Annotated in this window: 25 protein-coding genes and 7 tRNA genes; 11 read left to right on the forward strand and 21 right to left on the reverse strand. The window is 44.3% G+C overall.

The annotated features are described in order from the left end of the window. Positions 1-10: 10 nt before the first annotated feature. Together J8L84_RS03555 and J8L84_RS03560 are read right to left on the reverse strand one after the other, a co-directional pair. Entirely contained in the window at positions 11-2,533 is a 2,523-nt protein-coding gene (locus J8L84_RS03555; RefSeq protein WP_211069488.1) for an FtsX-like permease family protein, read from the reverse strand. Then, positions 2,534-3,232, reverse strand: a complete 699-nt coding sequence (locus J8L84_RS03560) for an ABC transporter ATP-binding protein (RefSeq protein ID WP_211069489.1) — start codon at positions 3,230-3,232, stop codon at positions 2,534-2,536. 17 nt (positions 3,233-3,249) lie between these two features. On the opposite strand from J8L84_RS03560, the gene J8L84_RS03565 reads away from it, so the two are divergent. The 3 genes from J8L84_RS03565 (at position 3,250) to J8L84_RS03575 (ending at position 5,221) form a co-directional block, all read left to right on the forward strand. Beyond that, positions 3,250-3,906: an arylesterase gene (locus J8L84_RS03565; protein ID WP_211069490.1), complete on the forward strand. Its 657-nt coding sequence runs from the start codon at positions 3,250-3,252 to the stop codon at positions 3,904-3,906. A gap of 68 nt (positions 3,907-3,974) precedes the next feature. Further along, positions 3,975-4,160: a hypothetical protein gene (locus J8L84_RS03570; protein ID WP_057792825.1), complete on the forward strand. Its 186-nt coding sequence runs from the start codon at positions 3,975-3,977 to the stop codon at positions 4,158-4,160. A gap of 74 nt (positions 4,161-4,234) precedes the next feature. Next, positions 4,235-5,221, forward strand: coding sequence for a hypothetical protein (locus J8L84_RS03575; protein ID WP_247670542.1), 987 nt, complete (start codon positions 4,235-4,237; stop codon positions 5,219-5,221). Between the two features lie 63 nt (positions 5,222-5,284). On the opposite strand, the gene dusC is transcribed toward J8L84_RS03575, so the two are convergent. The 9 genes from dusC to gltX form a co-directional block, all read right to left on the reverse strand. Further along, entirely contained in the window at positions 5,285-6,223 is a 939-nt protein-coding gene (gene dusC, locus J8L84_RS03580) for a tRNA dihydrouridine(16) synthase DusC (protein ID WP_211069491.1), read from the reverse strand. 145 nt (positions 6,224-6,368) lie between these two features. Next, entirely contained in the window at positions 6,369-6,542 is a 174-nt protein-coding gene (locus tag J8L84_RS03585) for a DUF1289 domain-containing protein (RefSeq protein ID WP_211069492.1), read from the reverse strand. Next, positions 6,542-6,772 (reverse strand): hypothetical protein, encoded by a 231-nt coding sequence (locus tag J8L84_RS03590; protein ID WP_211069493.1) that lies wholly within the window; start codon positions 6,770-6,772, stop codon positions 6,542-6,544. Before J8L84_RS03590 ends, J8L84_RS03585 begins: the two co-directional genes overlap by 1 nt. A gap of 67 nt (positions 6,773-6,839) precedes the next feature. Then, positions 6,840-7,766 (reverse strand): M14 family metallocarboxypeptidase, encoded by a 927-nt coding sequence (locus J8L84_RS03595; RefSeq protein ID WP_211069494.1) that lies wholly within the window; start codon positions 7,764-7,766, stop codon positions 6,840-6,842. 128 nt (positions 7,767-7,894) lie between these two features. Then, a tRNA-Glu gene (locus tag J8L84_RS03600) sits at positions 7,895-7,970 on the reverse strand. A 163-nt stretch (positions 7,971-8,133) separates the two neighbouring features. Then, positions 8,134-8,209: transfer RNA gene (locus tag J8L84_RS03605), tRNA-Glu, on the reverse strand. A 224-nt stretch (positions 8,210-8,433) separates the two neighbouring features. Continuing rightward, a tRNA-Glu gene (locus tag J8L84_RS03610) sits at positions 8,434-8,509 on the reverse strand. Positions 8,510-8,658: 149 nt separating this feature from the next. Continuing rightward, positions 8,659-8,734: transfer RNA gene (locus tag J8L84_RS03615), tRNA-Ala, on the reverse strand. Positions 8,735-8,820: 86 nt separating this feature from the next. After that, the gene (gene gltX, locus J8L84_RS03620) at positions 8,821-10,230 is read right to left on the reverse strand and encodes a glutamate--tRNA ligase (RefSeq protein ID WP_211069495.1); all 1,410 of its coding nucleotides are present in this window, start codon (positions 10,228-10,230) and stop codon (positions 8,821-8,823) included. A 314-nt stretch (positions 10,231-10,544) separates the two neighbouring features. Between gltX and J8L84_RS03625 the strand changes: the two genes are divergently transcribed. The 4 genes from J8L84_RS03625 (at position 10,545) to J8L84_RS03640 (ending at position 12,914) form a co-directional block, all read left to right on the forward strand. Continuing rightward, positions 10,545-10,620: transfer RNA gene (locus tag J8L84_RS03625), tRNA-Val, on the forward strand. A 62-nt stretch (positions 10,621-10,682) separates the two neighbouring features. After that, a tRNA-Val gene (locus J8L84_RS03630) sits at positions 10,683-10,758 on the forward strand. A gap of 23 nt (positions 10,759-10,781) precedes the next feature. Then, positions 10,782-10,857 (forward strand) — tRNA-Val (locus tag J8L84_RS03635). A 431-nt stretch (positions 10,858-11,288) separates the two neighbouring features. Then, positions 11,289-12,914, forward strand: a complete 1,626-nt coding sequence (locus J8L84_RS03640) for a response regulator (RefSeq protein ID WP_211069496.1) — start codon at positions 11,289-11,291, stop codon at positions 12,912-12,914. Here the strand turns inward: J8L84_RS03640 and J8L84_RS03645 are convergent. Both J8L84_RS03645 and moaA read right to left on the reverse strand, forming a co-directional pair. Next, positions 12,902-13,429 carry a GNAT family N-acetyltransferase gene (locus tag J8L84_RS03645; protein WP_211069497.1) on the reverse strand — a complete coding sequence of 176 codons (528 nt, stop codon included), beginning with the start codon at positions 13,427-13,429 and terminating at the stop codon, positions 12,902-12,904. The genes J8L84_RS03640 and J8L84_RS03645 overlap by 13 nt on opposite strands. Positions 13,430-13,509: 80 nt before the next feature. Further along, positions 13,510-14,478 (reverse strand): GTP 3',8-cyclase MoaA, encoded by a 969-nt coding sequence (gene moaA / locus J8L84_RS03650; protein WP_211069498.1) that lies wholly within the window; start codon positions 14,476-14,478, stop codon positions 13,510-13,512. A gap of 300 nt (positions 14,479-14,778) precedes the next feature. Here moaA and J8L84_RS03655 point away from each other — a divergent pair, with 300 nt between their 5' ends. From J8L84_RS03655 to J8L84_RS03665, 3 genes are all read left to right on the forward strand, one after another. Then, positions 14,779-16,572: an ABC transporter ATP-binding protein/permease gene (locus tag J8L84_RS03655; RefSeq protein ID WP_211069499.1), complete on the forward strand. Its 1,794-nt coding sequence runs from the start codon at positions 14,779-14,781 to the stop codon at positions 16,570-16,572. Between the two features lie 64 nt (positions 16,573-16,636). Then, positions 16,637-16,852 carry a DUF3820 family protein gene (locus J8L84_RS03660; RefSeq protein ID WP_057792841.1) on the forward strand — a complete coding sequence of 72 codons (216 nt, stop codon included), beginning with the start codon at positions 16,637-16,639 and terminating at the stop codon, positions 16,850-16,852. Positions 16,853-16,854: 2 nt separating this feature from the next. Further along, positions 16,855-17,178, forward strand: coding sequence for a hypothetical protein (locus J8L84_RS03665; protein ID WP_211069500.1), 324 nt, complete (start codon positions 16,855-16,857; stop codon positions 17,176-17,178). Positions 17,179-17,277: 99 nt separating this feature from the next. On the opposite strand, the gene J8L84_RS03670 is transcribed toward J8L84_RS03665, so the two are convergent. From J8L84_RS03670 to J8L84_RS03685, 4 genes are all read right to left on the reverse strand, one after another. Further along, positions 17,278-18,621: a 3-deoxy-7-phosphoheptulonate synthase class II gene (locus J8L84_RS03670; protein WP_057792846.1), complete on the reverse strand. Its 1,344-nt coding sequence runs from the start codon at positions 18,619-18,621 to the stop codon at positions 17,278-17,280. A 99-nt stretch (positions 18,622-18,720) separates the two neighbouring features. After that, positions 18,721-19,494, reverse strand: a complete 774-nt coding sequence (locus tag J8L84_RS03675) for an ATP-binding cassette domain-containing protein (protein ID WP_211069501.1) — start codon at positions 19,492-19,494, stop codon at positions 18,721-18,723. Next, positions 19,491-20,489, reverse strand: coding sequence for an iron chelate uptake ABC transporter family permease subunit (locus J8L84_RS03680; RefSeq protein WP_247670543.1), 999 nt, complete (start codon positions 20,487-20,489; stop codon positions 19,491-19,493). The genes J8L84_RS03675 and J8L84_RS03680 overlap by 4 nt, the downstream gene beginning before the upstream one ends. Positions 20,490-20,492: 3 nt before the next feature. After that, positions 20,493-20,960 carry a low molecular weight protein-tyrosine-phosphatase gene (locus J8L84_RS03685; RefSeq protein WP_211069502.1) on the reverse strand — a complete coding sequence of 156 codons (468 nt, stop codon included), beginning with the start codon at positions 20,958-20,960 and terminating at the stop codon, positions 20,493-20,495. Between the two features lie 94 nt (positions 20,961-21,054). Between J8L84_RS03685 and pepE the strand changes: the two genes are divergently transcribed. Then, complete coding sequence (pepE, locus tag J8L84_RS03690; RefSeq protein ID WP_211069503.1) at positions 21,055-21,777, forward strand: dipeptidase PepE; 723 nt, start codon at positions 21,055-21,057, stop codon at positions 21,775-21,777. On the opposite strand, the gene bioD is transcribed toward pepE, so the two are convergent. The 4 genes from bioD to bioB are packed head-to-tail and all read right to left on the reverse strand — an operon-like array spanning position 21,748 to position 25,659. Further along, positions 21,748-22,419 carry a dethiobiotin synthase gene (gene bioD / locus J8L84_RS03695; RefSeq protein WP_211069504.1) on the reverse strand — a complete coding sequence of 224 codons (672 nt, stop codon included), beginning with the start codon at positions 22,417-22,419 and terminating at the stop codon, positions 21,748-21,750. The genes pepE and bioD overlap by 30 nt on opposite strands. Beyond that, entirely contained in the window at positions 22,416-23,291 is an 876-nt protein-coding gene (locus J8L84_RS03700; RefSeq protein ID WP_211069505.1) for a methyltransferase domain-containing protein, read from the reverse strand. Before J8L84_RS03700 ends, bioD begins: the two co-directional genes overlap by 4 nt. Continuing rightward, a complete protein-coding gene (locus J8L84_RS03705; RefSeq protein ID WP_211069506.1) occupies positions 23,288-24,541 on the reverse strand; it encodes an 8-amino-7-oxononanoate synthase in 1,254 nt (417 codons plus the stop codon). The genes J8L84_RS03700 and J8L84_RS03705 overlap by 4 nt, the downstream gene beginning before the upstream one ends. After that, positions 24,541-25,659, reverse strand: a complete 1,119-nt coding sequence (gene bioB, locus J8L84_RS03710; protein WP_062086808.1) for a biotin synthase BioB — start codon at positions 25,657-25,659, stop codon at positions 24,541-24,543. Before bioB ends, J8L84_RS03705 begins: the two co-directional genes overlap by 1 nt. Positions 25,660-25,683: the final 24 nt, after the last annotated feature.

The following is a 25,683-nucleotide window of genomic DNA, read 5'->3' on the forward strand; positions in this document are numbered from 1 at the left end:
TATAAAGCCCTTAGACCATCTTCCTCAGCAGTGCTGATGTATTTAACGTAAGCAAGCGCCAGCATCCAATTGCCCCTAACGCGCCTACCACAATTGCACCAACAATCGGCGCAATAACCCAATACTCAAAGTGTAGACTTGCGGTCATTTGGAACACATTGGTTTGCAGCATATACAAGCTAAGCTCATTGGCGAGCGCTGCCATGAAACCTGCAACCACGCCGATGATTAGAAACTCAAACACCACGCTTTTGCGAATTAAACTGCCTTTCGCCCCAAGCGTTCTTAAAATTGCCAACTCTTGTCGTCTTTCATCCATGGAGGCTTGAACTTGGGCAATTAACACTAAACTGCCTGCCACAAGCACCAATACTAAGATAAACTCAATGGCCACAGACACTTGATTGACAATATCTCTTAGCTGGTTAATTCGCGCATCAACGTCAAACATAGTGATAGACGCAAATGGCTTTAACAACGTGGTTAGTTGTGATTTCTGTGCTTCGGGTAGATAGAAGCTGGTGATGTAAGTGGGATTGAACGACGCCATGGCCTCAGGTTGAATAACAAAGAAAAAGTTAGGCTGCATGGTTTGCCAGTTCACTTTTCTAAAACTTGTAACCTTAGTTTTAACGATTTCACTGCCCACATTGAATGTCAGCATATCGCCTAACTCAATGCCAAGTCGCTCGCCTACGTCCGTTTCGACTGAAACGGCAAATACGTCTTCGCCTAATGCATCAGAGTTATCCCCGTGCCATTCACCACTGGTAATTTCGTTCTCTTTTTGTAACGAATTACTCCAAGTTAAATTCGCTTCACGTCCAAGTCCTTGTCTACCTTCAGTATTCGAATCTTCCTCTTTAGACACTTCGGTATTTACACTGTCATCATTCACTGCAACGAAGCGCCCTCGTATCACAGGGTAAAACTCTTCGATGGTAATTCCGTTTGATTTGAAGTGTGTGTCCAATTCTGTTTTTTGATCGCCAGTTATATTAATCAAAAAGTAATTCGGTGTACCTTCAGGTAATTGAGAACGCCACTGCGATACCATGTCGTTGCGCATAACCAGTACTACAAGTAACAACATGATAGTGACTGAGAAGCTAATCAGTTGAACACTATTTTCCATTGAACGGCGTTTAATTCGCGCCCAAGCAAGCTGCCACGGCCCCATTTTACCTGAGCCGAATTTGCGTCCCGCTGCAATCAGCAAAAAGGTTGCGCCTAGCAAACCAGTAACTAATACCACGCCAGAGCCAAACAAAATAAGGCTGATCATCAAATCTTGGCTATAAATCCACATCAGTAGAAAAATAGCGCCACCCGATGCAACGTATTGGATAGTTCTTGAACGCAAATTGGTGCTTAAATCACGACGAAGCACCCGCAGTGGAGGAATTGAAAACAACTGCATCAATGGGTAAAGCGAGAATAACAATGAACAGGTAGCCCCAGTGAAAACCGCAATTAGCACTGGCCGCCAGTGCCAAATAGATAACGCCACATCAACTTGTTCAGCAACTAACCACACCACAACTTGCTGGCCAATGAAGCCCATTATTAATCCAATAATAATGCCTAGCCCGGTAATAAATAGAATTTGAAAAAGATAGATTCGGCGAATAACCTGCTTTGTCGCACCGAGTGTTTTCATGATAGCGACGGGGTCGAAATGACGTTGACTATAACGCTGAGCTGCCACCGCAATGGAAACCGCGGCAAGTACTATGGCCAGTAAACTCGCCAATAAAAAATACCGTTCAGCACTGGCTACCGAACGACCAATGGCTGATTCGTCATCTTCAACTGTACGCCAGTTATGTAAATCATCTTGCAAACTAGGGGTTAGCCAGTCGTAGAAAGTGCTAATAGCACTACTTTCGCCTTCAAAATAGCCCACGTAACGTGCTCGACTGCCAGGCCCGGTTATAGCCGTTGCATCCAAATCGGACAGTCTAATAAGGGCGATGGGATCGGTGTTAAATACACTGAATCCTGCATCAGGAATATCAACCAGTACTTTGGTTACAGTAAATTCAGCATCACCTATTTCAATGCTGTCTCCTAAACTAAGCTTCAGCGTTTGAAATAACAGAGACTGCAGCCACACTTCACCTGGCTTGGGCAAACCTGTAGCCGCTTTCTTCTGTCCAAAAGGCACATCTGTGGTATTAACCGTGCCCTTTAGTGGATAATTCTCATTAACAGCTCGAAGGTCTACCAGCGACATTTCGTCACGATGAAACACCATCGACCGAGTAGTCACCTGCTTTGCAGTGTTAAGCCCTTCATCACGCGCCTGTTGTAACCAAGCCTCATCAATGGGGGTATCAGAGCGTAACTGCGCATCAGCTGCGATAAATGCCGCTGAGCGCTCCTTTAAGGCGCCTTGTAACCGCTCACTAAATAGTGACAGTGACAATACGGCTCCTACCGACAACACAATTGCCAATAGGATAATGGTTAACTCTCCGCGTTTCGCCTCATGACGAAACAATCGCCATGCCAAGGTCGATGTCGTGCTCATTTATACGGCCTCTGTACACTGTATCGGCGATACTACGGTAGACTCAGTCAATTCACCCGCTTGCATGGTTAACTGCCTGTCACACCTATCGGCAAGCTCGTTATCGTGGGTAACCAGCACTAATGTTGTACCTTTCTCTCGGTTCAGCGCAAAAAGAAGATCTTCTACTTTGTGGCTGTTTGTTGCATCCAAGTTTCCGGTCGGCTCATCAGCAAAAAGAATTTTGGGAGACGTAATAAAAGCCCGCGCAATAGCAACACGTTGCTGTTCACCACCTGAAAGTTGATTTGGGTAATGACTCGCGCGATGACCAATACCTACTTGTTCGAGGATCTTAGTCGCCATCTGCTTAGGGTTGTCTAAACCTGCGATTTCAGCCGGCAGCATTACATTTTCAATGGCCGTTAAACTTTGCACTAACATAAAGCTTTGAAATATAAAGCCTACTTTTTGACCTCGCAACACAGCGCGAGCCTCTTCATCCATAGTATGTAATGGTTCGCCATCTAGATGAATTTCTCCTTGGGTGACTTCATCTAAGCCAGCAAGCAGCCCTAATAGAGTAGATTTTCCTGAACCTGACGCACCAATAATGGCAACGGACTCACCAGACTTGACTTCAAAAGAGATAGGATGAAGGATCTCAAGCGTACCTTCGCTCGTACTTACAGACTTAGTTACTTTGGATGTTTTAATCATATAGGGGTCATCAATTCGTGATTTATCGTTTTCGCAGCGCCGTTTTGTTCACACTGCTTTTATTAATACCGTTATCTGCATTATCAGATCAGACCGATACCATCGTCCCTAATAATTCAGCTAAATTACTGATTCTAGGTGACAGCCTATCTGCTGCATACGGGTTAGATCAACAAGAAGGTTGGGTGAGTTTGTTACAAAAACGCTGGCGTGACGAGAATATATCGATCGATATTGTAAATGCTGCGGTGAGCGGTGAGACCACTGATGGCGGTTTAGCTAGGCTTCCAAGGTTAATTGAACAACACACTCCAAGTCACATTTTAGTAGAACTTGGTGGTAACGATGGCCTTCAAGGGCACAGTATCAATAAGATTAGGGACAATTTGAGCGCAATTGTCAGGATAGCAAAATCAGACAATACCGTCGTTTTTGTGCAAGATATGCAAATACCCACTAATTACGGTAAACGCTATACACAAATGTTTAGCGACACTTTTGAGACTGTCTCAGAGCAACATGAAGTTACAAAAATTCCTTTTTTTCTTGAGGACATAGCACTTCATAAAGACTTAATGCAACGTGATGGTATTCATCCTAACGCAGAAGCACAACCAATGATTGTCGATTTTATGTTCGAAAAATTGACACCTTTAATCTTAAACAACCGTTAACCTGTGCTATGCTTTTAACCTTACATGTAAAACGCTAGAACAAATGACAGCTTAATTTGGAGATTGTTATGGACGTTTCATCATCAACGTCAACGCCAGTATCGAATGTACTTCAGTCGCCACAACAAGAACCACAACGACAGGTTCAACAACGTGCAAGCCAGCAAACTGAAGTAAGTGCGCCCCAGCAGACGCAAGAAGCGGCTCCTGCTACAGACAGTCGAGTGGGCTCGCGTATAGATACCTACGTTTAGCGATAAAACCCGCCCTAAGCACAGTAGTTTATTAACGCATTTCCAGCATAATCATTTCCGAATTACTCGGAGATATGGAAATGCCGCTACCTCGATACAAGCAAGTTAATTTAGATGTCACACCTTATTATCACTGCACATCACGTTGTGTGCGGCAGTCCTTCCTCTGTGGCGTTGATGCCAGCACAGGCAAAAATTACAATCATCGCAGGCAGTGGATTGTAGATAGGCTACACAAGCTCACTAAAACCTTTGCCATTGACCTTTGTGCCTATGCCGTAATGCACAACCATACTCACATTGTGGTTCATATCGCAAAGGCCAGAGCTGAACATTGGAGCATGGATGAAGTGTTACTTCGCTGGAAAAATTTTTACCGGTGCCCTTCAATAGTCCAACGTTATCTTGATGAAGAGACCCGTAGTTCATTATCTGAAGTAGAGCTTCAAAAAGTTGAAGAATTAAGTGAGATTTACCGTCATCGCTTGTATAGCTTGAGTTGGTTTATGCGGCTATTAAATGAGTTTATTGCTCGAAAAGCGAATAGAGAAGACGAATGTTCAGGCTACTTTTGGGAGCGCCGATTTAAAAGCCAAGCGATATTGTCTGAAAATGCGCTTGCAGCAACCATGGCCTATACCGATTTAAATCCGATCCGAGCCAATATAGCCAACACTCCAGAGCAGTCCCACTTCACCAGTATTCAGTACAGAATTAATGCTTTGAAAGTTAACAAAGTGCCTGCTCGGCTTATGCCATTTAACGATCAAGTTCCTGTTAATGAGAGTAGCCTACCCTTTAATTTAACCGATTACTTAGTACTGGTTGATGAAACAGGTCGCATTATGCGCCCAGATAAGAAAGGTGCTATTCCCCAGAAAATTAAGCCCATCTTAGACAGGCTTAAGGTTTCTGGTAAGTCTTGGATTACCCTTTCAACCAAACTAGAAAGAAAATTCACAGGCCCTATCGGCTCTGCAGAGCGAATTTGTGTGTTTGCATCTGCTTGTGAATATGGCAGAAAGCCAAATATTACGAATGCCAGAAGGTATCTTCAATAAATTTTCAGGCTTGAATTTATAACGCGAAATTAACAAGGAACGAAGCGATTATACCTTAATAGCCTAGTGAGAAGCTTGTTTGGCTAACACATCTACAATTTCTTGTGATTTTGATAAGCGTCTGATGTCGTTAAACAACAATTCAGCTTCGGGGTACTGTCTTTTTAAATAGCCACACCATTGCTTTATTCGATTGGGATAGTATTTACCCTTATCACCGTAGATTTCGTAGCCTGAATAGCGAATAAGCAATGCGGCCACATCTTTCCATGCCATCGGCGGTTCGCCGTTTTGAATACACCTTGCTAGGTTTGGCATAGCAAGCGCTCCCCTACCCACCATTAAATTGGTGCAGGCTGATTGCTCTTGGCAACGTTGAGCTTCTTCTGCATTCCAAATTTCACCATTTGCCACTAGTGGAATATTGGTATTTTGCTTTATTTTAGCAATCCATTCCCAGTAGGCTGGTGGCTTATAGCCTTCCGTTTTTGTTCTGGCGTGTACTACTAATTCAGACGCGCCCGCTTCCGTGATGGCGATAGCATTTTCTACAGCGAGCGATTTATCTTCAAAGCCCAAGCGAATTTTTGCTGATACAGGTTGTGAGGCGGGTACCGCATCGCGTACCGCTTTTACGATGTCGTATAACGCTTGGGTTTCTTTTAAAAGAACCGCACCGCCTTTGCTTTTGTTAACGGTTTTTGCAGGGCAACCGAAATTTAAATCTACACCTGGCGATCCCAAATCAACCGCAGTATAAGCATTTTCTGCCAACCATTGCGGATGCTGTCCTAATAATTGGACACGCACTGGAACGCCATTAGGGGTTTTGCCGCCATTATGTAGCTCGGGGCATAGCTTGTAGAAGGTTTTATTAGGAAGCTTTTGATCCACTACTCTAACGAACTCAGTTACACACTGATCGAACCCACCTACATGGGTAAGCATATCTCGCATTAAATGGTCGACAACACCTTCCATAGGCGCCAGCATGATTTTCATAACTAAATTTCGCTAAAACTGAGTGGTTAAAATGGGCGCGAGAGTGTAGCAAAGTGCGGGTTATAAGACCATGCTATTTAAGTTTCGATAGGAAATTGTGTATTTAGAGTGACTGTCCGACTCTAACTTGAGTGACTGTCCAACCTTAACTTGAGCGTGTGTCCAACTTTTGGGCTTGTAGGCGCATAAGGACGTTTTGTTTTTGCTGTGTGCTGTAGCTCGACCAACTAGTGATTTCCTTGATGGTGCGCTTACAACCGGTGCATACATCATCGGCGTCTAGCTTACAGTTGGCAATACAGGGTGACACTATATTCACTAATACTTGGCCTTAAGGTTTTGATTTTCTGATGCAGTATTTTTAGCAATAAGAGAAGCATGTAGCATAGCATCAATCACTCGTTGCGTAGGCTCTTTGGCAGTCCACATACAAACATGCACACCGAACTTCGCATTCAGGTACGCGTCGAACTGGTTTTTATCTTCATAATCACCCTTCACCAGTTGTTGTTTATAGCCATCATAAATTAATGCAGAAAATGTAAACACGTAAGCCTCCTCATCGAGAAGGCTCAACTATACATCTAGACGTCTAAACATTCAAACATCTAAACGTCTATTTTATATATTCCAACGCTGCGGTGATCACAGCCACTTGGGCAGCGTTACAATTTTCAACCGTGGCATTAGCGCTATCAGGGTAAACTTCTGTTGTAGTTACAAACTCTGCGTCTGTCATGCCACCACAAAGATATAATGCTTTTTTGTCGTAACAAATCACACCATCAGACAATAAGTCAGCACCTATAATTTTGCCGCTATCATCAGCAGGCGCAATATGAGTTACCTGCTTAACCGCATCTATAATAGCTTCCTGAAATGGCTTTTGTGGATTTGTGGTATTCGCCACTAGGTAAAAACCATCAGGAATATTCCAATTATCATGGGTCGTTGCATCTCGTGATGCTAATGCAGGCCTAAACTCACTGTTATCGGTATCAGTGGTTTCATGTAAATCGACATGCAATGTAAATGGCAAGTTTAAGGATTCAACAAATGCCATTAGCTGCGCTGATTCCGGCGCTGGAGAATTAGGATAAAATGAACGATTAGGATCTAACGCATACTGATCCCAACGGTTAATCGTCTCATAACCCCAAGGGCTAACACATGGAACTACAATGATGGTGAAGTCTTTTGCATACTCGCTTAGCTTAGTATTAATAAACTGAAGCGCGCCCTGCACCCCACTGGTTTCATACCCATGTACACCGCCGGTAACTAGCACTGCTGGCTTGGCTGCGTCGGTATCTTTAGGTATATTTTTAGGAATATTCTTTGGAATTACGGCATACAACGGGTATCGAGACTCATCATAAGGCAACGCGCCATACTGCTTTAATTCAAACCCTTCAGGAATACTCTCTAATTGCTTAAGTACCTCATCGCTGTACGAACGCTTAATAGTTTGGCGCTGTTTCCACTCTTCTTTCTCTTCTTCACCCCAAGGTTTCCCCGGCGTGCCGATAGGATAATTTTGCATAAATAACCTCTTTGTTTACCCGGCTATATTATCAAGATGGTATTGGTTTGTATGTGGAATATCGATAAGAACGGGAGGAATTAAGGTGTAGAAACGAAAAAGCCAACCCGAAGGTTGGCTTAACGATATGGCGTCCCCAAGGGGATTCGAACCCCTGTTACCGCCGTGAAAGGGCGGTGTCCTAGGCCTCTAGACGATGGGGACAGAAATTTTGCTAGTGAAGTAAACTTCACTAAATTTCTGTAAGGAGAGGTGAGCTCCGCGAACCGAGCGACCTTATCATTACAAAAACAAATTTTTGTCGCTGATAGTAATTTTTCAATCACTACCGGCCTATTTCACAGTTACGGACTGTGACACCGGAAAATGGCGTCCCCAAGGGGATTCGAACCCCTGTTACCGCCGTGAAAGGGCGGTGTCCTAGGCCTCTAGACGATGGGGACAAAAAATCTTCTTTCAAAAGCTACGCTTTTGAGATTTTTTGTAAGGTGAAGCGAGCTCTGCGAGCTGAGCGACATTATCCCTACAATCAATCAATTTCTGTAAGGAGAGGTGAGCTCCGCGAACCGAGCGACCTTATCATTACAAAAACAAATTTTTGTCGCTGATAGTAACTTTTCAATCACTACCGGCCTATTTCACAGTTACGGACTGTGACACCGGAAAATGGCGTCCCCAAGGGGATTCGAACCCCTGTTACCGCCGTGAAAGGGCGGTGTCCTAGGCCTCTAGACGATGGGGACAAAAAATCTTCTTTCAAAAGCTACACTTTTGAGATTTTTTGTAAGGTGAAGCGAGCTCTGCGAGCTGAGCGACATTATCCTTACAAAAACAAATTTTGCCCGAAGGTTAAACCTTCAGCCTAAACCACAATATAACTTGCAGTTAGATTTGGTGGAGCCAGGCGGGATCGAACCGCCGACCTCCTGCATGCCATGCAGGCGCTCTCCCAGCTGAGCTATGGCCCCGTTTGTGTCTTAGTCACTATTGTGTGACTGTTCCGTGACAGCGGGGCGCATTCTAGGCATCCACCCCATTTATGTCAACGGTTTTTTTATGAATTTTCTCTGTTTGCTATAAAAGTAAGCGCTTTGTCGATTCTCTCGCCAACTTTCTCTTTTGACAGCAAATTAAGGGTGACATCTAAAGACGGTGAATTGCCACTTCCGGTGGTAGCAACACGCAGTGGCATCCCTACTTTACCCATTCCCACTTCTAACTCTTCAGCGGTTGTATTGATAGCAGCCTGAATATTTTCCGGCTCCCACGCTTCAATAGCCATCAACTTATCTTTAACCAGCTCTAGCGGCCCACGTGCTACTGGGCGTAAATGCTTTTTAGCAGCGTTGGCATCAAAGTCTTCATAATCTTGATAGAAGTAAGTAGAGATTTCAGCGAGCTCTTTTAACGTTTTTACTCTGTCAGCTTGAATAGCAATAACAGACTCAAGGGCTGGCCCAGTCGTTAGGTCTACTTCTAACCCATCAAAGTGCCATTTTAAGTGTGCAGCAACTTCACTGGCTGGCAAAGTTTTGATGTAATGCTGATTCAACCAAATCAATTTTTCAGTATTAAATGCAGAAGCCGACTGACCAATCGCGTCTAAACTGAATAACTCAATCATTTCATCAAGGGTAAAAATCTCTTGGTCACCATGTGACCACCCTAGCCTTACTAAATAATTAAGTACCGCTTGAGGCAAGAAGCCATCATCACGATATTGCATAACACTAACTGCACCATGACGTTTTGATAACTTTTTACCGTCATCACCTAAAATCATAGATACATGAGCATATTCCGGCACAGGCGCGCCTAATGCTTGTAAAATGTTAATTTGACGGGGCGTGTTATTAATATGGTCTTCACCACGAACAACATGAGTGATGCCCATATCCCAATCGTCTACTACAACGCAAAAGTTGTAAGTTGGTGTACCGTCGGTGCGCTGAATGATTAAGTCATCCAATTCACTGTTGTTAATTTCGATTTTACCGCGTACGTGATCGGTAATAACAACCGTGCCTTCTAATGGCGTTTTAAACCGAATGACAAAAGGTTCGCCTTCTGGGTGATCGGTACGATCACGCCATGTGCCAGGGTAACGAGGTTTTTCGCCACGTTCTTTCTGGGCTTCACGAATAGCATCCAACTCTTCAGCGCTCATAAAGCACTTATACGCTTTACCTTCATCTAATAGTTGTTGAATAAGGTCTTTATATCTGTCGAAACGATCGGTTTGATAGATAGGGCCTGTGTCCCAAGTCAAACCTAGCCACTGCATGCCATCTAAAATGGCTTGCTTAGCTTCTTCAGTGGAACGTTCAATATCTGTATCTTCAATACGAAGTACAAATTCGCCGCCATTGTTTTTGGCAAGTAGCCAAGAATACAAAGCGGTGCGTGCGCCACCAACGTGAAGGTAGCCAGTAGGGCTTGGTGCAAATCGTGTTACAACCGACATGATAAAAACTCTCTATCTTTATTAGATTGTGAAATTGCGCGCATTCTACCAGTCTCCGCTTCACGACAAAAGCAGCACGATGCATTTGCTTAGCATATTAGCTACCAATAGAAACTTACATTTATGCTTTAATGATGTCTTGGTTATTAGCATGGCCTCATTTAAAGCTTACAATTCCATCAATTTAGATAAAAAGCGCCCAAAATGTTCACTTTTCAGGCATACAGTCATTTTTCTTTCATTTTATTATTGACAGTATGAGAACCGACTCTATAATACCGCCCCACTTGCTTAGGCAAGATAATAAACAAGACGGACGCTTAGCTCAGTTGGGAGAGCATCGCCCTTACAAGGCGAGGGTCACTGGTTCAAGCCCAGTAGCGTCCACCACTTCTTCAAGTGGCTATGAAAGTTGCACAACTTATCATAATTGTTTAGTTTGAAATAAAGATGGACGCTTAGCTCAGTTGGGAGAGCATCGCCCTTACAAGGCGAGGGTCACTGGTTCAAGCCCAGTAGCGTCCACCATTTCAAACACCATATTTTTAGATGGACGCTTAGCTCAGTTGGGAGAGCATCGCCCTTACAAGGCGAGGGTCACTGGTTCAAGCCCAGTAGCGTCCACCACTTCCCTTTTTTTAAATTCTTTATAAACACGACACGACAATCACTGGTTCAACAACTTCGTTACGAACCACAGCAACGTCCACCATCTCTTCTTCAAAAAATCACTTTCTAGTATTTAGATTAACTAGTTCACGCTGGTTCAACAACTTCGTTGCGAGCCACAGTAGCGTCCACCATCTCTTTTATCAAGTTTCTTTATAAACCCCTGGTTCAACAACTTCGTTTCTATCAGCAGCTGCATTCACCACCTGTCATACCTCAGAATAAATAACTGAAAAAGCTAACTTAACGTCCCTGCCCTCTACCTGTTTTTCATGCCATGCATCGCAATCTTAAAGACCCTATTAAACAATGGTGATAGCTTAATTATTCAACTAAACTCCTATTAGGTTGTTTACACAGGTAAGCATTGACGCACATACGAGGTTGTAATGAACCTACAGTTGGCTAGACAAACCCGCTTATTAATTGCGGAAGACCAGGCTTTGGCAAAAAGTCATATGAAATATGCTTTGGAGCAACTTGGCTTCCAACATATCGATTATGTGGATCGTGCTGCGTACGCCCTTACCTCACTGCGCACCCGGCAGTACGATGTCATTGTTTGCGCTTATGATTTAAGGCAAGAACAAGGGGGCTATAATTTATTCGAGCAGCTGAAAACCGAAAAGATTATTCCTCTTACTACCGGCTTTATTTTTACCAGTGCCGATACTGCCATTGACGTTGTTCATGCAATAATCGAGTTGCAACCCGACGAATTCTTAGCAAAACCATTTTCCGTCAACGAACTAGATAAACGACTGAGTAAAGTCGTCACCCGTAAAAAGGTGTTTCATGATGTCTATCGTTACATGGATGACCAGAATCCCGAGCAGGCACTTAAAGAATTAGAGTTTATTTTAGTTGAACCTAAGAACGCTGAACACTTCCCGTTAGCCCTTAAAACTAAGGGCGATTTATTGTTGTTGAATAGACAGTTTGAAAACGCGAAGCTTTTTTACCAATCAATCATTAACATTCAAAACTTTACGTGGGCAAAGCTCGGCCTCGTTCAATGCTACATTCACTTAGATGAATTTGATGATGCAGAACGAGATCTTATTCAACTGGCACTACAACCTGAAAGTTTGCTGAGCGCTTATGACTTATTGGCAGAGCTTCAAATTAAGTTAGAAGCCTATGGTGAAGCACTGGAATGTGTAAATGTGGCTAGCGATATTTCACCTCGAAATGTGATGCGCCATATTACTGCGGTACAACTTGCTAGGTTAACCCACGATTATGAGGGGCAATTTAATAGCGCAAAAAAAGTGGTTCGTTTCGGCAAGAATTCGGTGCACGACACCCCTGAAATGTACTTATCTGTCGCAAGAGCAGGTATCGACTTTGCGATGACAGCAGAAACCTCTCAAACAAACAAAATTATAAAACAATCTAACGAATATCTGCGCCAGCTAAAAAGCGCCTACCCAAAAGTTAATCTTGACCATCAGCTTCAAGTTATTAGTGCCCGTATTCACTATCTAAAAGACGAAAATGATAAAGCAAAAGATCTGCTTGATGCCTTAGATATCGATAATCTTGAAGAACAGTCTGTCGAAACTTTATTAGACTCGGCAAAGGCCTTCCACGACTTGGGGTTAAGAGGAAGCGCGCTTAAATTACTCGATAAAGCGACATTAAGGCAAAAAGAGCTTGATGCGCCAAACAGCTTACTTAGCCGTTATATAAACCAAGAAGTTGTTGAGAAAACAGCAATATCAATTAGTCCTAAAAACCTTAATGACGTCGCTGTGGTGCAGTATAAGCGTGGCGAACTGGCGAAATCTTACCAAACGTTCGAGCAAGCATTCAGGGTTATGCCTCACAACCCTGCCATTGCGTTAAACCTACTGCAAGCGTCAGCAATGCGACGCTCTCGTGAAGGAAAAGCGGAAGCCAGTATGAACTCGGTTATGAAGAAGTGCCGCTTTACGCTGGAAAGTGCTTCTTTATCTGAAGAGCAAAGCCAGCGCTATGAAACGGTTAAGGGGCTGTTAGATCAGGTGGTGTAAACCACTACCTTTTCTTGGTAAAGGTTGTCTTTATATTCAATTTCATGGCTATAGGACATACCTATTTTTTCCATCACTTTAATGGAATTTAAATTTTCCGGTTTTGCCATAGCACAAAATTTGTCGATGCCAATTTGATACAAAGCGTCTTTCACTTGCATCGCTGCCTCTGTGGCATATCCCTTCCCCCAGCTGGCTTGTTTAAAACGCCAACCAAGTTCAATATTATCAATCTCAGGATCTTTAGTGAAAAAGCCAAAAGGGCGAACTAAAATCCAGCCGATATCCTCTTCACTTTCTTTTTCTTGTACTCGCCATAAGCCCCAACCTAATGCTGGGTTTGAATACGCTTGAAAGCGTGGTACGAAGGTGTTTGTAATATCTTCACGTGATGTTTTTTGACCATCACTGATAAATCGCATTACCTCTTCGTCTTGATCAAGCTCCCAAAGGAACTCTAGATCAGAGTCGGTGATATAGTGGAAAGACAGGCGCGCGCTATCTTCAATAAACATAGATTTCCCTTTCTAATCGTTATTATTACGAGCAACTTTATACTGCTGCTTTCGTATTTTTTGGCGCAACGAACGTAAGTTTAGCCGCCTAACATAGCTAAGTGTTTCGTTGCCCCAGTATTACCTTCATGCAAAAAGTGCGTTGCATGCTTTTCACCTAAACACTCAACTAAGAACTGTTGTAGCCCTACTACATCTTGCTCGGCCAATAGGTGTCGCATATCAATACCGTGCTCACTAAATAGGCACAAATGTAATTTACCATTGGCGGCAACGCGAAGTCGATTACAACTTTTACAAAAATCTTTGCTGTACGGCATGATGAGGCCAATTTTACCCGCATAGTCAGGATGAAAAAATTCCTGCGCTGGTCCGGCGTCTTTGCGCCTAACCATGGGTTGCCATCCGGCATCAATAAGTGTTTGCTTAAGCGGAGTGCCACCTTGGTGCTGCGCTTTAAAGAAATTAGTTGTATCGCCGGTTTCCATCAATTCAATAAACCGCAATGTGACTGGCATGGTTTTAAGCCACTCAAGGAATCGATTTAACCTTGCATCAGAAAAATCGTTTAGCAGCACCGAATTCACTTTTACATCAAGTCCGGCCTCAACCGCAGCATCCAACCCGGCTAACACTTGCTTTAATTTATCTTGCCCAGTAATTGCTGCAAACTGCCTTGGATCTAGGCTATCTATACTGACATTCACTTGGTGTAAACCTGCCTGCTTCCACGCAGCAGCATGTTCAGCCATCCGACCACCATGGGTGGTCATGGCCACTCGCTTAATTCCGGGAGTATTTGCCGTTGTACTTAAAATATCGAGGAAATCGCGGCGAAGTGTTGGCTCGCCGCCAGTAAGACGGACTTTGGATGTACCCAAACCTGAAAACGCGCTCAGCAGCGTGTTAATTTCGCCTAGGGAAAGAAAATGCTCACTAGAAGGACCTTGATAACCGTCAGGCAAACAATACTGACAGCGAAAATTACACGCCTCCGTTACCGATAAACGCAAATAATGGAATTGTCGTCCAAAGCTATCTTCTAACAAATTTTCTCCCTTAAGGGGTACGTAAAACAAATAGTGTGATTAAATAGACTATGATGTCTTTGCGCCAGTTTACGCGGCCGCAAATAAGAATGAAATGCTCGATAACGCATAAATTAGAACGTTTTATCGTACCGTTACCCTATTTATCTTAAATAAATATAACGGTTCACCGTAGACGATTTAGTTTAAGATTCGTTAATCTACCATAATTCATCTTAGTAAAGGAGTTTTCACTCCTACCTCCCGCTAGCGTCATCGCGTTGCAACGTCCCAACCATGCAGTGAGAACATAAGTACACCATGCGAAAAAATCGATTTCCTTTAAACGAAAATGAGCCTATTAAATGGCAGGTGCTCAAACAGTTATGGCCATACCTTCTAGAGTTTAAAGGTCGGGTGGCATTAGCGTTAATGTGCTTAGTTGCTGCGAAACTTGCCAGCATTGGCTTACCATATGTACTTAAATACACGGTAGATAGTTTAAACGGTGATGTAGAAGCCTTAGCCATTGCCGTGCCTATCAGCTTAATTATTGCTTACGGTGCACTTAGGCTTACCAATGTTTTACTTGGCGAAGTACGAGACACATTATTCGGACGTGTTACTGAGCGCGCCATGCGCAGGCTGGGTTTGAAGGTATTTAATCACCTCCACAATCTAGATTTAGGGTTTCATTTAAACCGGAGAACAGGCGGCTTATCTAGAGATATTGAACGTGGCACAAACGGCGTGAGTTTCTTAATGCGGTTTATGGTGTTCAATATTGTCCCTACCCTTTTAGAAATTGGCTTAGTCGTGATATTGCTATTGATTCAGTTTGGCTGGTCTTTTGCAATGATCATTGTTGTCAGTGTTATCAGCTATGTCATGTTCTCGATGAAAGCCACCGATTGGCGCACCCGATTTGTACAACAAATGAATGAGGCCGACTCCACAACTAATTCACGAGCGGTAGACAGCTTACTTAACTTTGAAACCGTAAAGTACTTCAATAACGAACGCTTCGAAGCAAACCGATACGATACAGACTTGGCTGGCTGGGAAAAAGCAAGGCGTAAAAATCGATTATCCCTTTTCGCCTTAAACGGCGGCCAAGCCAGCATTATTGCGCTGGCGATGACAGCCATGATGGCGAATGCAGCTTATGGTGTAATGGAGGGCGAGATGACCATTGGTGACTTCGTGCTAATTAACGCCTTCACTATGCAGATATTTATGCCGCTTAATTTCTTGGGTTTTGTGTATCGGGAGATTCGCGGCTCGCTAGCGAACATTCAAAACTTATTTTCCCTACTGGCCCAAAAGCCAGCAATTGAAGATAAACCCAATGCAGCTCATCTCTCAGTAAACCAGGCGAGTATACGTTTTAGTAACGTTCAATTTCACTATCAGCAAGCACGGCCTATTTTAAAAGGTATTAGCTTCGACGTGCCATCAGGGGCCAAGGTGGCCGTGGTTGGCGAAAGTGGTGCAGGTAAATCCACCATCATGAAGTTGCTGTTTCGTTTTTACGAACCCAGCGAGGGTGGTATTTATATAAATGGGCAGGATATTCGCGACCTTAGCCAACATAGTTTACGAAGCCATATTGGTATTGTTCCGCAAGATACGGTGTTATTTAATACATCTCTGGTTGAAAATATCCGTTACGGTAATCCTGATGCTAGCGATGATGAGGTTAATCATGCGATTAAACTTGCACATTTAACCCAGTTTGTTGAAAGCTTGCCGGATGGATTAGACACCACAGTAGGCGAACGTGGGCTGAAACTCTCAGGCGGCGAGAAACAACGCGTAGCCATCGCTCGAGCGTTATTAAAAGGTGCGCCAATTATGATTTTTGATGAAGCAACATCTTCGTTAGACAGTCAATCAGAGCAAGCGATATTAGGCGCACTTCGTGATGCTGCAAAAGGCCACACGAGCTTGGTTATCGCCCATAGGCTATCTACTATTGTGGATGCCGATACCATCTTAGTGTTAAGCAAGGGCATGATTGCCGAACATGGCACCCATGAAACGCTTTTAGCACAACAGGGTATTTATAATCGGCTGTGGGCGACTCAGCAACGAGATTCAAACAATGAAGCATGAAACCAAACCCATGCATTTGCAGGCTCGCGACAACGTACATGAAATTAAAGAATAGTTGAGTAATATGGATCCAGAAGCAATAAAAAGTGCAATCAACCAAACCATGCCATTTGGTAAGTATGCGGGGCGTCGGTTATTCCACCTGCCAGAGCCCTATTTAGTATGGTTTAACACACAAGGTTTTCCCGAAGGAAAGCTGGGACAGCAACTCGCGCTCATGTACGAAATTAAACTTAACGGGCTCGAGTCAGTAGTAGAACCTCTACTGCATGACGACTAGCCATGTTCGCTCGCCCAAGAAAGCAAAAACGTGAGGCTATCGATCAGCGAATATTGCGCCTGCACACAGGCATTGCTAAAAAAGTCATTGCACAACCTTCACTCATAACTAACGTTCAAGCAACGTTAGAGGCTCGTTATGAAAGTGGCATGATGCGTTACGGTAGCTATATGTTATGGCAAGGGATTGTAGAAACGCTTCATACTCCTGAGGTATTCACAGCACTGTTACTCGCCGAAGATGAACGCACCGCAAGCCTTAGACGGGAAACCATATTTACGGGTATTTTAACCGAAGCTGAGCGAGCAGAAGTTCTGGAAGAATAAGTAAACATACGAAACATTAAAAAAGGGTAAATCGATAGTCGATTTACCCTTTTTAGTATGACGCCTTACCACTAAAGCGATAAGGTTTTCTTTCAGAAACTAGGCGTTACGTAAATGGTCAGCCACTAAGAACGCCATCTCAAGTACTTGGTCTGCGTTTAAACGCGGATCGCACTGGGTTTTATACGCCTGCGCTAAGTCTTCATCACTAATTTCATACGCACCACCCGTACACTCAGTCACGTGTTGGCCTGTCATTTCAAGGTGAATACCACCTGCATGAGTGCCTTCATCGTTGTGAGCTTGGAAGAACTGCTTAATTTCACGCAAAATAGCATCAAAATTACGAGTTTTATAACCACTAGATGCTGAGAAGGTGTTGCCGTGCATGGGGTCAGAACTCCATACCACGTGTCTGCCTTCTGCTTTAACGCGGCGTAATAAACGAGGCAAATTGTCAGCCAAGTTATCAGCACCCATACGGGTAATAAGGGTTAATCTACCAGGGTCGTTATTTGGATTAAGGGCATCAATCAAACGAATAAGTTCGTCTTCTTCCATGCTAGGCCCAACTTTCACACCAATAGGGTTATGAATGCCTCGGAAGAACTCAATATGAGCATGGTCAAGCTGACGGGTACGCTCACCAATCCAAATCATGTGCGCAGAGCAATCGTAAGGCTTACCCGTTAGCGTATCAATTCGAGTTAGGGCTTGCTCGTAGTTCAACAACAATGCTTCGTGCGACGTAAACAACGATGTTTCATGCAATGTAGGGCTAGATTGGGAATTAATACCAATCACGTCCATGAACGACAAGGTATCTTGAATACGCACAGCCATATCGTGGTAGCGTTCTTTAAGCGGGTTGTTTTCAACAAACGCCATATTCCAACGGTTTACTTCGTGAAGGTCGGCCAAGCCACCTTGAGAAAAAGCGCGAAGTAAATTAAGGGTAGAAGCACTACGATGATACGCTTCAATCAAACGGTTTGGATCCGGGCGGCGAGCCGCTTCGTTAAACTCAAAACTATTGATAATATCGCCGCGGTAGCTTGGTAGTGTAACGCCATTACGGGTTTCAAAGTTCGATGAACGAGGCTTAGCATACTGGCCAGCCATGCGAGCCACTTTGGTTACTGGGCATCGACCTGCAAAGGTTAAAACAATAGCCATCTGAAGCAATACTTTAAAGGTATCGCGAATTTTTGGCGCATTAAATTCATCAAACGATTCGGCGCAGTCACCGCCTTGAAGCAAGAAGCCTTTTCCTAAACTAACCTCACCAAGTTGACGGCGAAGATCGCGGGCTTCAGCGGCAAAAACCAGCGGTGGATATGTACTTAGCGTGTGCTCTACTTGTTTAAGTTGTGCCGCATCATCGTACTCTGGTTGTTGAAGGATAGGTTTTTGCCTCCAACTGTCTACTTGCCAATTACTCAAGGGGTTCTCCTGATTTAAATGTTTTTACGTTTAGGCAAACGTTAATCTCGTTGTGTAAGCGCTTATCTGCATGCGCGCTACGATTTATTGCGCGCTACTTTACCACATTTGCTCTAATACAATAGGTGCGCAAACTTGAATATCTAGAAAGTCGTCGCGCTTATTTACTGCAAAATGACAATCGAAGGTCTGTTCTAGGTTTTTGACCGACAATACCGACTCAGGCAAACCAAAACTTACGCTAGTACCCAATTTCATTAGCAGTACTTTATAACTATAGTTTGCGCTTAATGAAATGTCATGACTGCTTAGCACTAAGGTATTCCCTTTATTGCATAAGGTTTGAAACAGCGCCATTAACGCGTATTGATGTCGAATATCTACCCCTTGCAAGGGTTCATCTAACAATAAAAGCGCTTCGCCTCGTTTAATAGCAGGCCAAACTTGCAGCAATGCACGGCAAATTTCAACGCGCTGACGCTCTCCACCTGAAAGTCGGTTTAAAGGCGTTTGCAAAAAGCCCGTTACTTCCAATGTGGCTTCTAACACGCTGGGAAGTTCGAACGTAGGTTCACTTGAAAAAAACGAAAGATATTCTTTTACCGATACCCCAAATACGGCCTCACTTTGCTGTGCTAACAAAGTCCTAAATGTTGCTAATGCACTTAAAGGCCATTGTTGAAGAGACTGTTCTAACAGCGAAGCTTCTCCCCGTTCTGTTTCCAACAACCCAGCCATTATCGACAACAGCGTAGACTTTCCAGCGCCGTTAGGGCCAAGAATATGAACGCAATCGCCTTTATTGATATCAAGGCTGATATTGGCTAAACGCTTATTCACACTAATATCGCGCAAAGAAATAACCAGGCTCATCGAAGCTGGCCTTTTAATAGTGCCCAAATGAGCAAAGGGCCGCCTAAGGTGGCAGTGATCATAGACACAGGTAGGGTAATCGCACGGGTTAGTTCAGACATCAGCACCACAATAAGCAATAAACTGGCGCCACATAGCGCGCTTGCTGGTAACAGCAACTTATTATCATGTCCCAGAATAAGCCGAAGGATGTGAGGCACTAACAGTCCGACAAAAGCAATCGCTCCCGCAATAGACACTGCCGCTCCTACCCCCACGGCGGTAGCAATAAGGCTACGCTCGGTAAGTTGTTGCACATGCACACCACTGCTTAACGCAGCTAAATCACCGGCATACAACCTATTAAACTTGGCAGATTGGCGCATTTGATACCACAAACTACCAATAATAAGTGGGCCGCTTACCCACAAAATAGGCCAAGTGGTTTGATACACGCTTCCCATCAGCCAAAACGTTAAATTACGTAGTGATTGGGCATCACTAAACATGTACAACCAAGCAATAACAGCCCCGCTCAAAGTAGAAATAGCGATACCCGATAGAATGACAGCAACTGCTGAGCCCAGCAGTTTTCGAGCAAGGCGATAGATAACAAACGTTGTTATTAACGCACCAATGAAGCAGCCCAAAGGAAGTATGTAATGAAGATAAGGCTGTGCCCACAAGGGTGTAAGCAATAAGAGGGTTGCAGCCACTAAACTGGCGCCGCTGGTGATACCTATAATACCTGGGTCAGCCAACGGATTGCGCAGTACTATTTGAAGCGTGGCGCCACTTACGGCCAATACACTACCTACTAAAATGGCGGTAATGATCAGCGGAATTTGAAGTTGTAATGTGATGTGTTGTTTTAATGCAGTGGGTGAATCGGTTAGCCATACTGTGGCTAACACGCCAACGATGAGCAGAAAGGTAATACTGCAAAGTAGGAAGATGGCTGCGCTTCCTTTTCCCGCACCGTCCTTGACCGCCGCGCCCCTTAAAACCGTGTGCATAGCTTAGCTCTGTTGAATATGTGCAATCAGCCCGTCAGAGGCCTCTTCTATTAAGTCTAACACTAATTCAAAACCCCGTTTTCCGCCATAATATGGGTCTGGCACTTCTTTATCTTCACTGTCAGCGAAGTCTAGAAATAAGTGGATTTTTCCGTGGTGTTCCGGCGCAGACATTTCACGTAGATTGTCTAAATTACTGTTATCCATCGCCAGAATATAGTCGTACTTTTCGAAATCTTTGTCATCTACTCGTCGGCACTTTAAGCCTTTAAAGCTATAACCTCGCTCTACACCAACCGCTTGCGAGCGTTTATCTGGCTGTTTACCAATGTGATACCCATGGGTTCCGGCAGAGTCTATGATTAGTTTTAACCCTGCGTCAGCCGCTTTGCGAATAAACACAGCTTCGGCCGTAGGTGAACGGCAAATGTTACCCAAACAAACGAATAACACCGATGTGTTCTGACCCATATAAAAATTCCTTTAAAACCAATAACGGCACTAAGCTAAACTTTATGTTAACTTTCACGTAAATAACGCCGTTTAAAAAAATTGTGGAGCAGTAATGACCGCACATGTATTAATGTTAAGTAGTTCTCGTCAGGGCGACGAAGCGTACCTTGAACATGCGAGAAGTCTTATTCTTGCACACTTAGGTAGCATTCGCGACCTACTATTTATTCCCTATGCAGCAGTGACACAAAGCTATGATAACTACGTGTCGGCTGTCGCTTCAGCCTTGCCAGAATGTAATGTGACAGGGCTTCATACTTTTGATAACCCTATACAGGCTATCAGTAATGCAAAGGCAAACAATCAAGCTATAGTAGTAGGCGGCGGAAATACCTTCCATTTGATGCATACTATATACCAACAAAACTTATTGGTATCACTTCAACACGCTATTGCTGAAAGCACACCCTATATTGGCTGGAGTGCAGGCTCTAACATTTGCGGGCAAAGCATTCGAACAACCAATGATATGCCAATTGTTGAGCCGAAAAGCTTTAATGCGCTGAATGTAGTGCCTTTTCAGTTGAATCCGCACTACAGCGATTATCACCCGCCTGGTCACAATGGCGAAACGCGAGACCAACGGCTAGCGGAGTTTACGGTGTTAAACCCCAGCACACCTGTGGTGGCCATTCGTGAAGGAACCGCCCTTTCTTTGTCTCCGCAAAAGTTAACGCTAATGGGTGAAAAAGGCGGGTTTATCTTTTTAGGTGATGAAAAGCGCCCAATCGCGCCCAATGAAGATTTAACAGAGCTTCTGAATAGCCGCCTGTAGCGCATCGACACTTGGCGCGCTTGAAAAAGGCACTTCCAGCAGTAATGGCGCTGGCATGACATTTTTAAGCGTAGCCAAATTGTCATCGTATCGAGACATACTACCGGTGATATCGTTAGCTACCCAACCTACAATATTTAGCCCGTCGTTTTGAATAGCTTGCGCGGTGAGCAGTGCATGATTTAAGCAGCCTAGCTTCATACCCACTACTAAAATAACATCCATTTTTAGCTCGCTAACGACATCTGAAAGAAACAGCGTATCGGTTAACGGTAATCGCCAGCCTCCTGCCCCTTCCATTAATAAAAGATCTGGCGTTTCTTGTTGCAGGCGAACTAGCCCTTCAATCACTGCATTACTCGTTAATTCAACACCCGCTTCTTTTGCGGCTATGTGCGGTGCAATGGGCGGGAGAAAAGCAATTGGGTTGATGGTACTAATAGGAAGCTTAATGCTACTTGCTTGTTGAATTTCTGATGCATCTTCGTTTACCCAGTCGTTGCCTACTTTTTCACAGCCTGCCGAAATAGGTTTGTAACCTAGGCTTGTTTTTTGAAAGCTTTCAGCGGCTTTTAGTAGGTGACAGGTAACGTAGGTTTTACCTACTTCGGTATCGGTTCCGGTAATGAAATACTGCTTCATGGTTTCTCTAATCTGAAATGACACACTTTGTAAGTAAGCGGTAGCACGCCATCGACAGCACTACTATTTTTATAGGCTAACGACAACTTTTTAATGTCACTACGTGACAGCGATTGCTGTTTAGCTCCGGTTGCCCCCGCCCCTACGTTTTTGATTGAACGAAGCAAGGAAAGTACATCTTGGTGCTCATCAACATAATCTTTATTGATAAGGCGGCTAACCCGCAGCCCTGCCCCGAGGAACGAATTAAGCCACAACTGCGCTTCGGGCAAACTTGTTACCGCAGCAGGTAATTGGGCAATACTTCTCGCTTTATGAAGCTCAGAAAAAGAACCACTGACCATTATGGCAATTTCCGCCATACCCGAAGGCTTAAGTACGCGGTAAATTTCACTGGCAACAGTTTGCGGACTTGAACACCACTGCAACGCCATGGAAGAAAAAACAGAACTGAAGCTGCTATTGTCGAACGGTAACGACTGGGCTGAACCTTGTTTGAAATTAACATCAGGGAAGCGCGCTTGTGCTTTGTGCACCATACCTGGTGCAATATCTAACCCCATAACGTTTGCGCCACGTTGCTGTAACGTGTGGCTATGAGTGCCCGTAGCACAGCCAATATCAAGTAGTTCGCCATGCAAGGCGTTAGGTAAATTGTTTAACCCTGCCTGTGCAATTTCGCACTGAATATGTGCTTCGTTATCGTACTTATTTGCAGCTTTTGAAAATTGTTTCGCAACAACCGCTTCGCTTATTCCGCTTTCTGATTGAAGACCTAATTGAAGATTCGAATGGTCATTTAATTGCACTGCAACAGCGCCTTGATGGCAAAGCTGCTGAGGCACTTGTTTAGCGAAAGATTGCGGACTCATGCTATCGACTCCATCGCAAGGGCAATAGCATCAACAAGTACATCGATATCTTGCTGAGTGTGGGTAGCGCTTAGTGTTATGCGCAATCGGTCTTCCCCTTTGGGTACGGTAGGATAGCGAATAGCAGGTATCCATATGCCACGAGCTTTTAGCGCATCACTTAATGCTAACGCGCGCTCAGGGCTACCTACAATAATGGGTTGAATTGCACTACTTGAATTCGCCAGTATTAAATCGCCGTTTTGATCATTGCCAATTTGGGCGCCAAAGCGCTCGCGAAAATATGCAACATTGTCATTTAACGCGTCTGTCCGACTGCTATCTGCGGCAATGTGCGTCAGTGAATACAAGGTGGCAACTGCTTGGGCTGGCGGCATCGCAGTGGAATAGACATAATGTTTTGCATAGTTAACCAAGTAATCAATTAGCGCTTGGCTACCAGCAATAAACGCGCCTGCGGTTCCTACGGCTTTACCAAAGGTGCCCATGACTATGGGTACATCTGATTGAGATAACGCTTGCGCTTCAATGCTACCTAATCCGTTTTCACCTAATACACCCATGCCGTGTGCATCGTCTACCATCAGCCATGCATTGTGTTGCTTCGCTATACCCGCCATATCACGAAGGGGGGCGCTGTCGCCGTCCATACTGAACACACCTTCAGTGACTACCAACTTGTCACTGTTATTGGTGGTATCAACCTTTTCTAATAAATTGGATAGGTGAGCTAAATCGTTATGCCTAAAGCGACGCAGCTTGGCTTTGGTTGCCATTGCACCTTCAAGGAAGGACGCATGCATAAGCCGATCTGCGAAAATTTCACCGGAATGTTTAATGCCGGCTGCGGCACTTGGGGTTTGATTACAAGCATCTTGATTATGAGCCCCACTAAACAGCGCCATACATAAGGCTTGGTTAGCCGCAAAACCCGAATTAAACAACAACGCAGATTCCCGATTTAAACCATCAGCGATATACGCTTCTAGGGCTAAATGCGCTTGCGTATGACCCGTAACTAATGGCGAAGCGCCACTACCACCACCAAATTGTGCTAAGCCTTCTACCCAGCTTTGCAGCACACCTTCATGCTGACGCATACCAAGGTAATCATTACTGGCAAAATTTAAATAGTGCTCGCCATCAATGCAGATGATGTTGTCTTTTTCGTACTGCTGGCATACTCGCTTTCGCAGGTATCCTTGCTGAGCCCGCTCACTTAAGCGGGCTTCAAGCCAATCGAAGGCCATTATGCCTCCGCGGGCTGCTGTTTTTGTTTTCGCGGTGCACTAGCATCGTAAAATAAATCGCTGGCATCAGAACCTTGTTCTTGTTGCTGCGCAATTTCTTCTTCTAATACTTGCTGATGCGCTTCATCAGAAAAATCGCGAGTACGTTCTGTGTTTATGCCTAACTTTTTAAACAGTATGACGTCTTCGTGGGTGTCAGGGTTAGACGTAGTAAGCAACTTACAACCGTAGAAAATAGAGTTCGCACCGGCCATAAAGCACAGCGCTTGCATCTGTTCATTCATGGCTTCGCGGCCTGCTGATAAACGCACGTGAGATTTTGGCATCATGATACGGGCTACCGCGATGGTGCGGATAAACTCGAAGTAATCTAAATCTTCCAAACTAGCAAGCGGCGTACCTTTTACTTTAACCAACATGTTAATAGGTACACTTTGCGGCTGTTCAGGCAAGTTTGCTAATTGGATTAGCAAGCTGGCTCTATCGCCTGCGGTTTCGCCCATTCCCACAATACCGCCAGAACACACATTCATACCTGCTGCGCGAACGTTTTCAAGGGTATTTAGTCTGTCTTGATAGGTACGAGTGGTAATAATATCGCCATAGTATTCAGGCGAGGTATCAAGGTTATGGTTGTAATAATCTAGACCAGCTTGTTTGAGTGCGACGGCTTGATCTCGCGTTAACATGCCAAGTGTCATGCAGGTTTCAAGGCCAAGTTGTTTAACCTCTTCCACCATTTTTACAATATAAGGCATATCTCTGTCACGTGGGTTACGCCACGCAGCCCCCATACAAAAACGGGTAGAGCCTACTTGCTTGGCTTCTTTGGCTCGCTCAATCACTTTTTCGATTTCAAGCAAACGCTCTTTTTCTAAGCCGGTATCGTAACGCGCGCTTTGTGGACAGTATTTACAATCTTCCGGGCATGCACCGGTTTTAATCGACAACAAGGTGCTTACTTGTACTTCGTTTGGGTTGAAGTGTTGTCTGTGAACAACCTGCGCTTGAAACAGCAAGTCGTTAAATGGCAAGGCATAAAGCGCCTCTACTTCGGCTTGTGACCAATCGTGACGAATTGTATTATTTTGCGCGTCAGGCGCGAAAGCCAGAGTCATTGACTGTCCTTTACTAATTTAGAA

The organism is Alteromonas sp. MMG017, assembly GCF_018100795.1.
GTDB lineage: Bacteria > Pseudomonadota > Gammaproteobacteria > Enterobacterales > Alteromonadaceae > Alteromonas.